Consider the following 14,658-nt stretch of genomic DNA (forward strand, 5'->3'; position numbering starts at 1 on the left):
TAGCGTCACCCCCACATCAAGGGGGAAATGCCATGCGCTCGATTGCCGCCGCCTGCCTGCTGTTCGCGTCCACCGCCGTCTTCGCCGCCATCCCGGTCACTGAGCCTTCGAAGCTCGACCCGGCGTGGCAGGCTCAAACACGCGCGGTCTATCAGAAGATCGTCGAATATCCGACCGTCCTCCCGCGCAAGCAGACGCCGGCGATGGCCGAATATCTGGCGGGCGAACTGCGCGCGGCGGGGTTCCCCGCGAGTGACATCCGCATCGTTCCCTACAAGAGCGAGGATGGCACCGACACGGTCACGCTGATCGCCCGCTGGCGCGCGGCGAAGCCGGTCGCAAAGCCGATCCTGCTGATGGCACACATGGACGTGGTCGAGGCGAAACGTGAAGACTGGAAGCTGGACCCGTTCAAGTTCGTCGAGAAGGACGGCTATTTCTATGGCCGGGGCACCTACGACAACAAGGCGGGACTGGTCGGCCTTACGATGTCGTGGCTCAAGCTGAAAAAAGCAGGGTTCCAGCCCAAGCGCGACCTGATCCTGTTCTTCACCGGCGACGAGGAAACCGGCGGGACGGGCGCGGCGCTTGGCGCGACCGAGTGGAAGGCGATGACCGACGCCGAATATGCGCTCAATTCGGATGGCGGCGGAGGAGCCTTCACTCATGACGGAAAGCCACTCGGCTACGGCCTGCAGACCGCCGAAAAGACGTATCAGAGCTACACGCTGACCACGACCAACCGGGGCGGTCACAGCAGTCGCCCGCGTCCCGACAATGCGATCTATGATCTGGCCGATGCGCTGAAGAAGCTTCAGGGCCACCGGTTCACGCCAATGCTCAACGAGACGACGCGCGCCTATTTCACCGCGCGGGCGAAGCAGGAAGGATCGAGCGCTCTGGGAACGTCGATGCGCGCGTGGCTGGCGAACGACAAGGACGGTGCCGCAGCGGACGCGATCGAAGTTAGCGAGCTGGAGGTCGGGTTGACCCGGACGCGTTGCGTGGCGACGATGCTCGAAGGGGGCCATGCCGACAATGCCCTTCCGCAAACGGCGCGGGCGGGGGTTAATTGCCGGATCATGCCGGGCATCGCGCCCGCCGCGGTGCAGGCCGAACTGCAGCAGGCGGTCGGCCCCAACGTCGTCGTCGCGCCCAAGGTCGTTCGGGAAGCGAAGGTCACGCCGCCGTCACCGCTCCGCGCCGACGTGACCGGGGCGTATCTTGCCGCCGTGCAGACGCTGCTTGGTAAGGAGCAGGAGGTCGTTCCGCTGATGTCGACGGGGGCGACCGACGGCCTTCATTTCCGCGCGGCGGGAATTCCGGTCTACGGCGTCGACGGAAGCTGGGTGATCTCACCCGACGACGAGCGCGCCCACGGCCTCGACGAGCGGATGCCGGTGCGCGCGGTCTACGACAATGTGCTGTTCTGGGAAATGATGCTCAAGCGGCTCGCCGGCTGACGTGAAAAGGGCCGCCCCGCGAGAAGCGGAGCGGCCCTGACGGCCGGTTGCACTCGGCCGTTAGGCTTAGCGCAGGAGGGCGGTAAGCACCTGCTGCACGATCTGGGTCCGCGGATCGACCTGGTAGAGATAATTGTCGCGGTAGATGTAACGATAATCGTCGTTCAGCGAATAGCGATTGCGCAGGTCGTACGGGAGCTGATTGTACGGCGTGTAGCCGTCGTAACCGTAGGGCAGGCGCTGCCCGACGTTATACAGCTTCTTCGCCTGGCCCGGGGGCAGGCAGCCGTTGTTCTTCTTGGCAAGACCCGGCGGGCAGTTGGCCTGTGCGTAGTGATTGCCGTGATGACCATGCTTCGGCTTGGCATAGGCCGGAGCGGTGGAGGCGAGCGCCGCAATGCTCGCGAGCATGATGATTTGTTTCATGCCCGCATAATGAACGAGCGCCCTTGAACGATCCCTGAGCGCGTCGTTCATCTTGCCGATGCCGCCGTCGGGCTTTTCGGCGGGAACGGGGCCACGTCGCTGTCCGTTCGGCCCCTACATTTCATTGCAGGAGACGAGCAGTGCTTGGTCATGCCGACGCCACCCCGATGATCGCGGTCAGGGATCTCGATCGCGCCAAGGCCTTCTATGAAGGAACACTCGGCCTCGAGACGATCGACGAGGAAGCAGGCGAAGTGCTGACGATGCGCAGCGGCGATACGCTGATCAACGTCTATCGCTCTGAGTTCGCCGGGACCAACAAGGCGACGTCGCTGACCTTCGAGGTCGACGACATTCACGCCGAGGTCGACGAATTGAAGGGCAAGAGCGTGGCGTTCGAACATTACGACATGGACGGGCTCACCCGGAACGGCGACGTCTATGAAGCCGAGGGCATGAAGACCGCCTGGTTCACGGACCCCGACGGCAATATCCTTAGCCTGTACGAAGGCGAGGGCGATTCCGACTGATGGCCCGAAACGGGGCCGCTGGGAGGTTGCCCCGACACGCCCACCGGTCTAGAGCGCGGCCCAAATCCGGCGTCGTTTCGACGGCGCCTTGGGCTCACTTGACTAACTAGCAGGACCGGAAGCTTCATGGCTCGAAAGAAGATCGCGCTCATCGGCGCGGGAATGATCGGTGGAACGCTGGCGCACCTCGCCGCCATGCGCGAACTGGGCGACATCGTGCTGTTCGACATCGCCGAGGGCACGCCGCAGGGCAAGGCGCTCGACATTGCTCAGGCCGCCCCGGTCGATGGCTTCGACGTGACGCTCAAGGGCTCGACCGACTATGCCGACATTGCCGGCGCCGATGTGTGCATCGTCACTGCGGGCGTGGCGCGCAAGCCGGGCATGAGCCGCGACGACCTGCTGGGCATCAACCTGAAGGTGATGAAGGCCGTCGGCGAGGGCATCAAGGCGCACGCCCCCGACGCGTTCGTCATCTGCATCACCAACCCGCTCGACGCGATGGTGTGGGCGCTGCGTGAATTTTCGGGTCTTCCGACCGAGCGCGTGGTCGGCATGGCCGGCGTGCTCGATTCGGCGCGCTTCCGTCATTTCCTGGCCGACGAGTTCAAGGTCAGCGTCGAGGACGTCACCGCCTTCGTCCTTGGCGGGCACGGCGACACGATGGTGCCGATCGTCCAATATTCGACCATTGCCGGCATCCCGATCCCCGACCTCATCAAGATGGGCTGGTCGACGCAGGAGCGCATCGACGCGATCGTCAAGCGCACGCGCGGCGGCGGCGGCGAGATCGTCGCGCTGCTGGGCAATGGCAGTGCCTATTACGCCCCCGCGACGAGCGCGATCGCGATGGCGGAGAGCTTCCTGAAGGACAAGAAGCGGGTCCTGCCCGCGGCCGCGAACCTGACCGGCCAATATGGCGTCGACAATCTTTACGTCGGCGTCCCGATCGTGATCGGCGCGGGCGGGGTCGAGAAGATCGTCGAGATCGACCTCGACGACGAAGCCAAGCAGAACTTCAAGGTCAGCGTCGACGCGGTCAAGGAACTGCTCGTCGCCTGCAAGCAGATCGACAGCTCGCTTGCGTAAGGCGCTGCTCCTGATCGGCCTGATGCCCTTGTCCGTCGCCATGGCGCAGACGGCCAAGTCCGGCATGGCGCCCAATCCGCCCGCAAAGATCGCCGCGGCGACGATGGATTGCTGGGCGGTCACGGGCGGCGCGACGGTCGATCGGGCGCAATTGCAGTCGCGCGGCTGGCAGGCGGGAAAGCTTGCCTCCGCCGACGGAAAGCCGGTCGCCTCGCCATTGACCTTTTACAGCAAGACCGACAGCGGCGTCGTCATCCTGCTGAGCAATGAGGGCAAGTCGGCGGGCGCCTGCACGGTGCTGTCGGCAGTGACGAGTGCGCAGGACATCGCCGTCGTGGCCAGTCAGGTCGACAGCGCCGTCAAGGCGCAGGTGCCCGGCGCGACCATGTCGAAGACCGAAACGTCCATCCTATTCGCTGGCGGAAACCGCGTCGCCTTGCTTCAGGGCACCGGCACCAAGGACAAGCCCGCCGCCCGCATCATCGTGGCCCCGAAGGCCGTCGTGGAGAAGAAATGAGCATCCTCGTCAATCGCAACACCAAGGTCATCACCCAGGGAATGACCGGCGATACCGGTACCTTCCACACCGAACAGGCGCGCGCTTACGGCACGCAGATGGTCGCCGGCGTCACGCCGGGCAAGGGCGGTACCACGCACATCGGCCTCCCGGTCTATGACACCGTTGCCGAAGCGGTCGAGAAGACCGGCGCCGACGCGTCGGTGATCTACGTCCCGCCGCCCTTCGCCGCGGATTCGATCCTCGAAGCGATCGACGCCGAAGTGCCGCTGATCGTCGCGATTACCGAGGGTATTCCCGTGCTCGACATGGTCCGCGTCAAGCGCGCGCTGTCGGGATCGAAGTCGCGCCTGATCGGCCCGAACTGCCCCGGCGTTTTGACCCCGGAAGAGTGCAAGATCGGCATCATGCCCGGCAACATCTTCAAGAAGGGCAGCGTCGGCGTCGTCTCGCGTTCGGGCACGCTGACCTATGAGGCGGTATTCCAGACGACCAACGAGGGCCTTGGCCAGACCACCGCGGTCGGCATCGGCGGCGATCCGGTCAACGGCACCAACTTCATCGACGTGCTGGAACTGTTCCTGGCCGACGACGAGACCAAGTCCATCATCATGATCGGCGAAATCGGCGGCGACGCCGAGGAAGAGGCTGCGCAATTCCTCGCCGACGAGGCGAAGAAGGGCCGGTCGAAACCGACCGTCGGCTTCATCGCCGGTCGCACCGCACCGCCGGGACGTCGCATGGGCCACGCCGGCGCCATCGTGTCGGGCGGCAAAGGCGGCGCCGAAGACAAGATCGCGGCGATGGAAGCGGCTGGAATTCGGGTGTCTCCGAGCCCATCTGAACTGGGCCGCACCCTCACGGAGCTGCTGAAAGGCTAAGACTTTCCAATGGACTCGATGGCGATCGATCGCGAACAGGGACCCAGCTGGGCACGGCCGAACTGGCCGGTGGCCGAACTCGACCCGGTAAACCTGGGGCTGGACCCGACCGAGGCGACGATCGAAAAGGTCGGCGCCACGGCGTCGGCGATGGCGAGCGCCGCAGGCGTCACGGACGAAGCGGCGATCCGCCGCGCCGCCGAAGACGCGATCCGGGCGATGATGCTCATCCGGCTGTACCGGGTTCGCGGTCATCTGGCGGCGAAGCTCGATCCGCTCGGCCTCGCGCACCACGAATTTCCATATGAGCTGACCCCGGCCTGCCACGGCTTTTCGGAAGGCGACCTCGATCGCAAGATCTGGCTGGGCGGCGTGCTTGGCTTCGATTCCGCCTCCATCCGCGAGATCGTCGCGGTGCTTCAGGCCAATTACTGCGGCACCGTCGGCCTCGAATATATGCACATCAACGACTTGGAGGAGCGTCGCTTCCTCCAGGATCGGATGGAGGGCAAGGAGGCCGAGATCGTCTTCACGCCCGAGGGCAAGCAGGCGATCCTCGACAAGGTCATCCACGGCGAGCAATGGGAGAAATTCCTTGCTCGCAAATATGTCGGCACCAAGCGCTTCGGCCTCGACGGCGGCGAAAGTGCGGTCCCGGCACTCGAATCGATCATCAAGTATGGCGGCGTGATGGGCGTCACCGAGATCACGGTGGGCATGGCGCACCGCGGGCGCCTTAACGTGCTCGCCAACGTCATGGGCAAGCCGCACCGCGCGATCTTCCACGAGTTCGCCGGCGGCGCGACCAACCCGGCCGACGTCGGCGGGTCGGGCGACGTCAAATATCACCTCGGTACCTCGTCGGACCGTGAGTTCGACGGCAACAAGGTGCACCTCAGCCTCGTCCCCAATCCGTCGCACCTCGAAGCGGTCGACCCGGTCGTGCTGGGCAAGAGCCGCGCCGTGCAGACCACGCGTGGCGACAAGCACGGCAAGACGGTGCTTCCGGTGCTGCTGCACGGCGACGCAGCCTTTGCGGGGCAAGGGATCGTCGCGGAATGCTTCGGTTTCTCGGGGCTCCCGGGCTACGGCACCGGGGGGACGATCCACTTCGTCATCAACAACCAGGTCGGCTTCACGACCAGCCCGCAGTTCGCGCGCTCGTCGCCCTATCCGTCGGATATCGCGAAGTCGGTCCAGGCGCCGATCCTGCACGTCAATGGCGACGATCCCGAAGCGGTGACCTTCGCGTGCAAGCTGGCGATCGAATATCGGCAGACCTTCGGCCGCGACATCGTCATCGACATGTGGTGCTATCGCCGCTTCGGACACAACGAAGGCGACGAGCCCAGCTTCACCCAGCCGCTGATGTACGCCGCGATCGCCAAGCATCCGCCGATCAGCAAGATCTACGGCGATCGGCTGATCGCCGAAGGCGTGGTCGACCAGGCGTGGATCGACGAGCGCACCAAGCAGTTCACGACCTTCCTCGAAGGCGAGTTCGAGGCGGGCAGCAGCTATTTGCCCAACAAGGCCGACTGGTTCGAAGGTCGCTGGACCGGCATGGGTCGCCCCGGCGAGCCGGTCGATGCGCGCCGCAACGTCAACACGGCGATGCCCGACGAGCAGTTCGACCGCCTGTCGGCGTTGCTGACCAAGGTCCCCGACGGCTTCACCATCCACAAGACGCTTGGCCGCATTCTCGATGCCAAGGCTAAGACGCTGGCCAATGGTCAGGGCATCGACTGGGCAACCGCGGAAGCGCTAGCGTTCGGCAGCCTGGCCGAGGATGGCTGGCGCGTGCGCCTGTCGGGCCAGGATTCGGGCCGCGGCACCTTCAGCCAGCGACACGCGGTGTGGGTCGACCAGAGCAATGGAGACAAATTCATCCCGCTGCGCACGATCGAACGCGAGGGCGCGCCTTTGTTCGAAGTGCGCGACAGTCCGCTGTCCGAATATGGCGTGCTGGGATTCGAATATGGCTATTCGATCGCCGATCCGAAGACGCTGGTGCTGTGGGAAGCGCAGTTCGGCGACTTCATGAACGGTGCACAGACGATGATCGACCAGTTCATCGCCGCGGGCGAAGCCAAGTGGCTTCGCGCCTCGGGCCTCGTGTTGCTGTTGCCGCATGGCTACGAAGGGCAGGGCCCCGAGCACAGCTCGGCACGCCCTGAGCGCTTTCTGCAATTGTGCGCCGAGGACAATATCCAGGTTGCCAATTGCACGACGCCGGCGAACTACTTCCACATCCTGCGCCGCCAGATGCTGCGTGGGTTCCGCAAGCCGCTGGTGATCATGACGCCCAAGTCGCTGCTTCGCCACAAGCTGGCTGTATCGACGCGTGACGACTTCACCGGTGAAGGACACTTCCGCCGAATTCTGAGCGACTTGGCGCCGCCCGAAGCCGGGACAACACGTCGCTTGGTGCTTTGTTCGGGCAAGCTTGGCTACGAACTGATGGAAGCGCGCAATGCCGGTGGCGACACCGGCACCGAGATCCTGCGCGTCGAGCAGCTTTATCCGTTCCCGTCCGAACCACTGGTCAAGCGGCTCGCGGCAATGCCCGCGCTCGAGGAACTGGTCTGGGCGCAGGAAGAACCGCGCAACAATGGTGCGTGGACCTTCGTCGAGCATCGCCTCGAGCGCTGCCTTGCCGAGGCCGGTCATTCGGGCAAGCGTCCGCGCTATGCCGGTCGCGCCGCCGCCGCATCGCCAGCAACCGGGCTTGCCAAGCGCCACGCGGCCGAACAGGCAGCCTTGATCGCCGACGCGCTGGGGCATAGCAGCCAGCCAGTCACCTCCTCCGCCACCGCACCCGCCTCCGCCAAAGCCAGTTAAGGACCGATCCCGACCCATGGCCACCGATGTCAAAGTCCCGACACTGGGCGAATCGATCACCGAAGCAACCATCGGCCAGTGGCTGAAGAAGCCCGGCGACACGGTCGCGCTCGACGAGCCGATCGCCAGCCTGGAAACGGACAAGGTCAGCGTCGAAGTGCCGTCGCCGGTCGCCGGCACGCTCGCCGAGCAGCTGTTCGGCGAAGGCGACACCGTCGAGGTCGGCGCGATCATTGCGCGCGTGGGTGAGGGCGGCGCTGCCGCTGCGACGCCGACTCCAGCGCCTGCCGCCGAGCCGACGCCCGCCGCCGCTCCCGCCGAGCAGGCTGCGAGCGCCACCACCAATCCGGCTGGCCCAGCCGAGACCCCGCTGCCGCGCGGCGACGATCATGCGCCCGGATCGGAATCGGCGCTTCGGCTGTCGCCGGCTGTCCGCCGCGCGGTGCTGGAGAAGGGCGTCGATCCGTCGGCGATCAAGGGCAGTGGCAAGGACGGTCGTCTGACCAAGGACGACGTGCTCGCCGCCGCAAAGTCCAAGGGGCCGGATTCCGCCCCGGCTGCCGCGCCTGCTCATGCCGAGGCACCGACCGCCGCGCCCGCTCCCGCGGCGACCGGCAATCGCAGCGAAGAGCGCGTCAAGATGACTCGTCTTCGCCAGACGGTCGCGACGCGCCTGAAAGAAGCGCAGAACACCGCCGCGTTGCTGACGACGTTCAACGACGTCGACATGTCGGCAGTCATCGACGCACGCGCCCGCTATAAGGATTTGTTCGAAAAGAAGCATGGCATCCGCCTTGGCTTCATGGGCTTCTTCGTGAAGGCGGTCGCGCTGGCGGCACGCGACGTTCCCGCGGTCAATGCGCGGATCGAAGGCGACGAGATCGTCTACTCTAATTTCCTCGACGTCTCGGTCGCGGTATCGGCGCCCAAGGGGCTGGTCGTGCCGGTCATTCGCGGCGCCGATTCAATGAGCTTCGCCGAGATCGAAAAGGCGATCGCCGGCTATGGCAAGAAGGCCAAGGACGGCACGCTCAGTATGGACGACATGAAGGGCGGCACCTTCACCATCTCCAACGGCGGCGTGTTCGGTAGCCTGCTGTCGACCCCGATCATCAACCCGCCACAGTCAGCGGTGCTGGGGATGCACCGGATCGAGGATCGTCCGGTCGCGAAGGACGGTCAGGTCGTGATCCGTCCGATGATGTACCTGGCGCTTTCCTACGATCACCGCCTGATCGACGGTCGCGAGGCGGTTACCTTCCTCGTCCGCGTCAAGGAAGCGATCGAAGACCCGACGCGTCTGCTGATCGACCTGTAGGCGAGGGAGCCGATTCGGTTCGGCGGCGTTCACTCGGTTGCATGTTCAGCAACAGGGAAGCGTCACCACCATGTCCTCCACCTTTCGACTGACTTTCGTGCCTGTCGCCGCGGCGGCGATGCTTTTGTCTGCTTGCAGCAGCGAAACGACCGAAAACACGGCCAATGATGCCGCGCCGACGTCGACGGCGTCCGGTGGCGATGAGCCTTCGAACGCGACCACGACCGCACCAGCGGCCGAAGCTTCGGCTGTTTTTCCGCTCAACCTGACGCAAACCAGCCAGTCGGGCGTCGTCGTGCAGCTGACCTCGATCCAGATGCTGCCGGCGGAGACGGTCGTCGGCGTGAAGATCGTGAACAATTATTCGCGATCCGCCGCCCTGAACCGACGGTCCTATCTGTCGGGTGGCAATGGCGCGCAGCTCGAAATGCGCGCGCCCGATGGCAACGAATATCTGAAGGTCGCGCCGACCCAGACGCTGACCGGGGAACTGGTGTTCAAGGGTCGCCCGCTCGAGGGCAGCGACGCGGTGCTGGTGCTTAACGAAGGGTATAAGGACAGTGAGGTTCAGGACACGCCGCCGATGACCTTCCAGATCCCCCTCGTGCAGCTCGGGTACAAATGAGGCTCCGCATCGCGACTCCATTGGGCTGCTTGCTGCTGCTGACGGGGTGCGGTGACCGTGAAGACGTCACCGCCACGAACGACCAGGTACGGACGCCAAGTGGCGAACAGCGCCGGTCGACCTTCCGATCGACGTCGACCGCAAACGTGCCCGCTCCCTCGACGCGTAAGTCGTCGCTGGTCAGCATTGCGCAGTTGAAGGCTGATCTTGGCGCACGGACGACGGTACGCGGGTTGCTGGTAGAGCTGCCGACCGACGTGCTGTTCGACTATGATGCCGCCGACGTGCGTGCAGATGCCAATTCGACGCTCGACAAGCTGGCAACGCTCGCGCGCAACCAGCAGGGCGCGATCCAGGTCGAAGGGCATAGCGACGGGAACGGCGACGATGCTTACAACCTCGCTCTCTCGAAGCGCCGCGCGGACGCGGTGGTGGGTGCGTTGGTCCAGCGCGGTGTCGAGGCCGGTCGCCTTCGCGCCGTCGGGCTGGGCGAAACCAAGCCGGTCGCGCCCAATGCGTCGCCCGACGGCGCCGACAATCCTGCCGGCCGACAACGGAATCGCCGCGTCGACGTCATTCTGCCGCTATAACCGCTAGAGATCCGCATCGAACGAGTGATCGCGGCGGGCGCGCTGCAGGCTAGTGAAGATGGTGCGGGGTGGATTCCACGGCGCGGCGTCTCTATGTCGCCTCGAAACCCCGCAACGGAAGAATTTGCATGGCTGACTTCGACTACGACCTGATCGTCATCGGTGCCGGACCCGGTGGCTATGTCGCCGCGATCCGCGCGGCGCAACTGGGCCTGAAGACCGCCTGCGCCGAAGGGCGTGAGACGCTCGGCGGCACCTGCCTCAACGTCGGCTGCATTCCCTCGAAGGCACTGCTTCACGCGTCGGAGCTTTATGCCGAAGCCAAGTCGGGCAGCCTCGCCAAGTTCGGGATCGACCTTCAGGGTGCGAGCCTCAATCTCGACCAGATGCATGGCGAAAAGGCGAAGGCGGTCAAGGAACTGACCGGCGGGATCGAATTCTTGTTCAAGAAGAACAAGGTCGACTGGCTGAAGGGCTATGCCGCTTTCGAGAGCGCCAACAGCGTCAAGGTCGGCGACCAGATCGTGACCGCCAAGAACATCATGATCGCGACGGGATCGTCGGTGACTCCGCTTCCGGGCGTCGAGGTCGATAATGATGGAGGTGTGATCGTCGATTCGACCGGCGCGCTCGCGCTCCCCAAGGTGCCCGAACACATGGTCGTCATCGGCGGCGGGGTGATCGGGCTCGAGCTTGGAAGCGTGTGGCTTCGGCTTGGCGCGAAGGTCACCGTGGTCGAATATCTCGACCAGATCCTGCCCGGCATGGACGAGGAAGTGCGCAAGGAAAGCGCCAAGATCTTCAAGAAGCAGGGCTTCGACATCAAGACCGGGACCAAGGTCACCGGCGCAAATGTGTCGGGCGGGAAGGCGACGCTGACGGTCGAACCGGCCAAGGGCGGGGAGGCGTCGACGATCGAAGCCGATGCGGTGCTCGTCGCCATCGGTCGCAAGCCGAACACCGACGGCCTTGGCCTCGACAAGGTCGGCCTGTCACTCAACAAGCGCGGGCAGATCGACACCGATCACGACTTCCGCACCGCGGTGCCGTCGATCTGGGCGATCGGCGACGTCATCCCCGGCCCGATGCTGGCGCACAAGGCTGAGGACGAAGGCATTGCCGCGGCCGAGAATATCGCGGGCCAGACGGGAATCGTGAACCATGCGGTGATTCCGTCGGTGGTCTATACCCACCCCGAGATCGCGGGCGTCGGCCTCAGTGAAGAGCAGGCCAAGGAGGCCGGGCACGAGCTGAAGGTCGGCAAGTTCCCGTTCATGGCGAACAGCCGCGCGAAGACCAATCGCGACACCGACGGTTTCGTGAAGGTGATTGCCGATGCCAAGTCCGACCGCGTGCTTGGCGTGTGGATCATTTCCAGCCTTGCCGGAACGATGATCGCGCAGGCGGCGCAGGCCATGGAGTTCGGCGCGACGTCGGAAGACATCGCCTACACCTGCCACGCGCATCCAACGCACGCCGAGGCGCTGAAGGAAGCGGCGATGGCGGTGCAAGGCAAGCCGATCCACATCTGATCCCGGCACAGCGTCGATCGCCGCCGGCTCGCGCGATGCGCGGGGCGCCGCGAAACTGCGTTCATCGATTGCTAACCCTGTCTGGAAAGCTCCCGCTTACGACTGAGGCATTAACCTCGGTTAGATAAAGTCGTGGCGTTCTCCATCTGTGCCGTTAGACACGGGCGCCAGATGATTCGCGCGGGGCGCCGGGGCATGGCGCCGCATCGCGGGGAGTGGATGCGTTAACAGGGAGAAGATCGTGGGTCTGCGAAGTTCGCTGCGCCGCTACCATGTGTGGCTTGGCTGGCTGGTGGGCGTGCCGATGCTGTTTTGGACGGTGTCGGGATTGGTGATGGTGGCCCGGCCGATCGAAGAGGTCCGCGGCACCGACCTGCTGAAGCCAGTCGTGCCCATTTCCTCGACCGCCGGCTTCACCGCCCCTGTCATCCAGGGTCGCTCCCTCACGCAGATGTCGCTTGAAAGCCGCGCCGCAGGCCCGCGCTGGATTGTCCGCTTCGCCGATGGCGACGCGCGGCTGGCCGATCCGGCGACAGGTCGGCTGCTTCCACCGCTTGGCGCGCCCGAAGCGGCGCGCGAAGTTGCCGCGCGCTATGCCGGCACCGCGACGGTCGCGGGTACCAGCCGAGTCGCCGCCGACTCCCCGCCGCTCGAGCTTCGCCGTGCCATGAACGGCTGGCGCGTAGCGATGAGCGATGGGACGCACTTCTACGTTGACAGCGGATCGGGCGAGATCGTTGCTCGACGCACCAAATGGTGGCGAGTCTACGACTTCATGTGGGGCTTGCACATCATGGACCTTGAGGGCCGCGAGGAGACCGACAACCCGTGGGTCGTCACCTTCTCCGCGCTGTCGCTGGCGATGGTCCTGCTTGCGCTCGTGATGATGCCGCTCACCATCCGCCGCAAAGGCAAGCGGCGCAAGCCGGTCAGTTCAGACTAAGCCACCGCGCCACCCAGCTCCGGTCGGCGTCGCTCAACTGCGGCGCCGCCGATGTCGGCGGGCAGGACAGGCAGCGCGCCTGGATGGTCGGACCCGACATGATCATCTGAAGGTCGGCGATCGCGCGGACCAGCAAAGCTTCCGGCGCCGGCGAGAGCGTGGCCAACGCGTCGGCGGGTGCCTCGGCATCGTCCTCTTCCTCGCTCGCGAACGATTCCATCAGCGTGTCGGCGAAGCTCTTTTCCTGATCGAGATAGGTGAGACCGCGCTCGTCCTCGCCAAGCTTGGCAAGCTCAGCAGCCTTGGCGATCGCCTCGTCCATGTCGCCGAAGCCGTCGACCAGCCCAAGTTGGCGCGCCGTTCCGCCGTCCCACACTCGGCCCTGCGCGATGCGGTCGATGTCGGCGGGGGTCTTGCGGCGCGATTGGGCAACGATCGCCAGGAAACGGGTGTAGATTTGCTCGACCCCCGCCTGAATCAGTGCGCCCGCGGCTTCCGATGGGCCGTTGAGCAGGTCGGGTTCTCCCGACAGCGGGGTCGTCTTCACGCCGTCGGCGCCGACACCCAGCTTGGCGAGGCTGCCCTGGAAGCTGGGCAAAACACCGAACACGCCGATCGACCCGGTGATGGTCGACGGTTCGGCAAAGATGTAGTCGCCCGGCGTCGCGACCCAATAGCCGCCCGACGCGGCGACGTCGCCCATCGATACGACCACCGGGATCTTGCGCTGCTTGGCCTTCAGGATCGACTGACGGATACGCTCAGACGCAAGGGCCGATCCGCCCGGGCTGTCGACGCGGACGACAAGCGCTTTCAGATTGCCCTTGGCGACGCCCTTGTCGATCGCGTCGGCGATGGTTTCGCCGCCCGCGCTGCCGGGTCCGGCGGTGCCGTCGACGATCGTCCCGGCAATGGTGACGACGCCGATCGGTCCCTTGTCTTCGGTAACGGCCTGTTCGCGGTAAGCGGCAAGGCCGATGCGCTTGTAGCCGTGCGCGGTCTTGTCGTCCTTCCCGCCAAGCTCGGCGAGGCGCGCCTCATATCCGCCGCGCTCGCCGATGCGATCGATCAGCTTCAACTGGAGCGCGGCCTGCGCTAGGTCGCCGCGCGCGGCGCGGGTGACACCGACCGGATCGGCCAGCATCCGCGAGAGGCCACCAGCGGCGGCGGGGCGCGCGCGGGCGATATCGTCGCGCCACGTCTGGAGCAGCGCGTCGCCCAAAGCCTGCGCATTTTCGCGCGCCTCGGGCGACATGTCGTTGCGGGTATAGGGCTCGACCGCCGACTTGTAGGTTCCGACGCGATAGATGTTGGCGGTCACGCCAAGCTTGTCCATCAGCCCCTTGTAATAGAGGTTGTTGCCGCCGGGGCCGGCAACCGCCAGCGCGCCGAGCGAGGGCATCCAGATTTCGGACGCGTGCGCCGCCAGCTGGTAGCGATCGTCAGTGTATCCAGTTGCGAAGGCGACGACAGGCTTGCCGCTTTTGCGAACCGCGTCGAGCGCCTGGCCGAGCGACGCGAGCGAGGCCTGCCCGCCGCCGAGGAATCCGTCGAGGTCAAGCGCGACGGCCTTCACCCGGTCGTCATCGCGCGCCTTGTTCAGCGTGGCGACGAGGTCGCGAAGCTGATGTTCGCGGGTCATGGTGCCGCCGGCGAGGGTCGAGAAGGGATCGGGACGCGACGCCTGTTCGACGATCACGCCGTCGAGATCCATCGCCAGCACGCCGTCCTCGATCGCGGTCGGGCGTGAGGACAGCGCCGCATAAAGCAGGCCGAAGAACAGGAGCATGAAGACGAGGACCAGCGCGTCCTTTACGCCGACCAGCAACTTCCACACCGCACGAACGAACCGCATCTGCTTCTCCAATTTCCGTTAAATGGCGCCTAGCCCAGCGACTTGGCT

General features: G+C 65.3%; 13 protein-coding genes. 11 read left to right on the forward strand and 2 right to left on the reverse strand.

Features of this window, described 5'->3' with window-relative positions:
- Window positions 1–32 precede the first annotated feature (32 nt).
- Complete coding sequence (locus SH584_RS10300; RefSeq protein WP_324806870.1) at window positions 33–1,463, forward strand: M20/M25/M40 family metallo-hydrolase; 1,431 nt, start codon at window positions 33–35, stop codon at window positions 1,461–1,463.
- Between the two features lie 66 nt (window positions 1,464–1,529).
- Here SH584_RS10300 and SH584_RS10305 read toward each other — a convergent pair whose 3' ends face one another.
- A complete protein-coding gene (locus tag SH584_RS10305; protein WP_324806872.1) occupies window positions 1,530–1,889 on the reverse strand; it encodes a hypothetical protein in 360 nt (119 codons plus the stop codon).
- A gap of 140 nt (window positions 1,890–2,029) precedes the next feature.
- Between SH584_RS10305 and SH584_RS10310 the strand changes: the two genes are divergently transcribed.
- The 10 genes from SH584_RS10310 (at window position 2,030) to SH584_RS10355 (ending at window position 12,755) form a co-directional block, all read left to right on the forward strand.
- The gene (locus SH584_RS10310; RefSeq protein ID WP_324806874.1) at window positions 2,030–2,419 is read left to right on the forward strand and encodes a VOC family protein; all 390 of its coding nucleotides are present in this window, start codon (window positions 2,030–2,032) and stop codon (window positions 2,417–2,419) included.
- Window positions 2,420–2,545: 126 nt separating this feature from the next.
- A complete protein-coding gene (gene mdh, locus SH584_RS10315; protein ID WP_324806876.1) occupies window positions 2,546–3,508 on the forward strand; it encodes a malate dehydrogenase in 963 nt (320 codons plus the stop codon).
- On the forward strand, window positions 3,501–4,025 hold the full coding sequence (locus SH584_RS10320; RefSeq protein ID WP_324806878.1) for a hypothetical protein: 525 nt from the start codon (window positions 3,501–3,503) through the stop codon (window positions 4,023–4,025). The genes mdh and SH584_RS10320 overlap by 8 nt, the downstream gene beginning before the upstream one ends.
- On the forward strand, window positions 4,022–4,906 hold the full coding sequence (gene sucD, locus SH584_RS10325; protein WP_324806880.1) for a succinate--CoA ligase subunit alpha: 885 nt from the start codon (window positions 4,022–4,024) through the stop codon (window positions 4,904–4,906). Before SH584_RS10320 ends, sucD begins: the two co-directional genes overlap by 4 nt.
- Before the next feature lie 18 nt (window positions 4,907–4,924).
- The gene (locus SH584_RS10330) at window positions 4,925–7,747 is read left to right on the forward strand and encodes a 2-oxoglutarate dehydrogenase E1 component (RefSeq protein ID WP_324806881.1); all 2,823 of its coding nucleotides are present in this window, start codon (window positions 4,925–4,927) and stop codon (window positions 7,745–7,747) included.
- 16 nt (window positions 7,748–7,763) lie between these two features.
- Window positions 7,764–9,065 (forward strand): 2-oxoglutarate dehydrogenase complex dihydrolipoyllysine-residue succinyltransferase, encoded by a 1,302-nt coding sequence (gene odhB, locus SH584_RS10335; protein WP_324806883.1) that lies wholly within the window; start codon window positions 7,764–7,766, stop codon window positions 9,063–9,065.
- A gap of 70 nt (window positions 9,066–9,135) precedes the next feature.
- A complete protein-coding gene (locus SH584_RS10340; protein ID WP_324806885.1) occupies window positions 9,136–9,690 on the forward strand; it encodes a hypothetical protein in 555 nt (184 codons plus the stop codon).
- Window positions 9,687–10,280: an OmpA family protein gene (locus SH584_RS10345; RefSeq protein ID WP_324806887.1), complete on the forward strand. Its 594-nt coding sequence runs from the start codon at window positions 9,687–9,689 to the stop codon at window positions 10,278–10,280. The genes SH584_RS10340 and SH584_RS10345 overlap by 4 nt, the downstream gene beginning before the upstream one ends.
- A gap of 128 nt (window positions 10,281–10,408) precedes the next feature.
- A complete protein-coding gene (lpdA, locus tag SH584_RS10350) occupies window positions 10,409–11,812 on the forward strand; it encodes a dihydrolipoyl dehydrogenase (protein WP_324806889.1) in 1,404 nt (467 codons plus the stop codon).
- 241 nt (window positions 11,813–12,053) lie between these two features.
- Window positions 12,054–12,755, forward strand: coding sequence for a hypothetical protein (locus tag SH584_RS10355; RefSeq protein WP_324806891.1), 702 nt, complete (start codon window positions 12,054–12,056; stop codon window positions 12,753–12,755).
- Here SH584_RS10355 and sppA read toward each other — a convergent pair.
- Entirely contained in the window at window positions 12,742–14,610 is a 1,869-nt protein-coding gene (gene sppA, locus SH584_RS10360) for a signal peptide peptidase SppA (RefSeq protein ID WP_324806893.1), read from the reverse strand. The genes SH584_RS10355 and sppA overlap by 14 nt on opposite strands.
- Window positions 14,611–14,658: the final 48 nt, after the last annotated feature.

Origin of the sequence: Sphingomonas sp. LY29 (assembly GCF_035593985.1) — a bacterium.
Taxonomy (GTDB): Bacteria; Pseudomonadota; Alphaproteobacteria; order Sphingomonadales; family Sphingomonadaceae; genus Sphingomicrobium.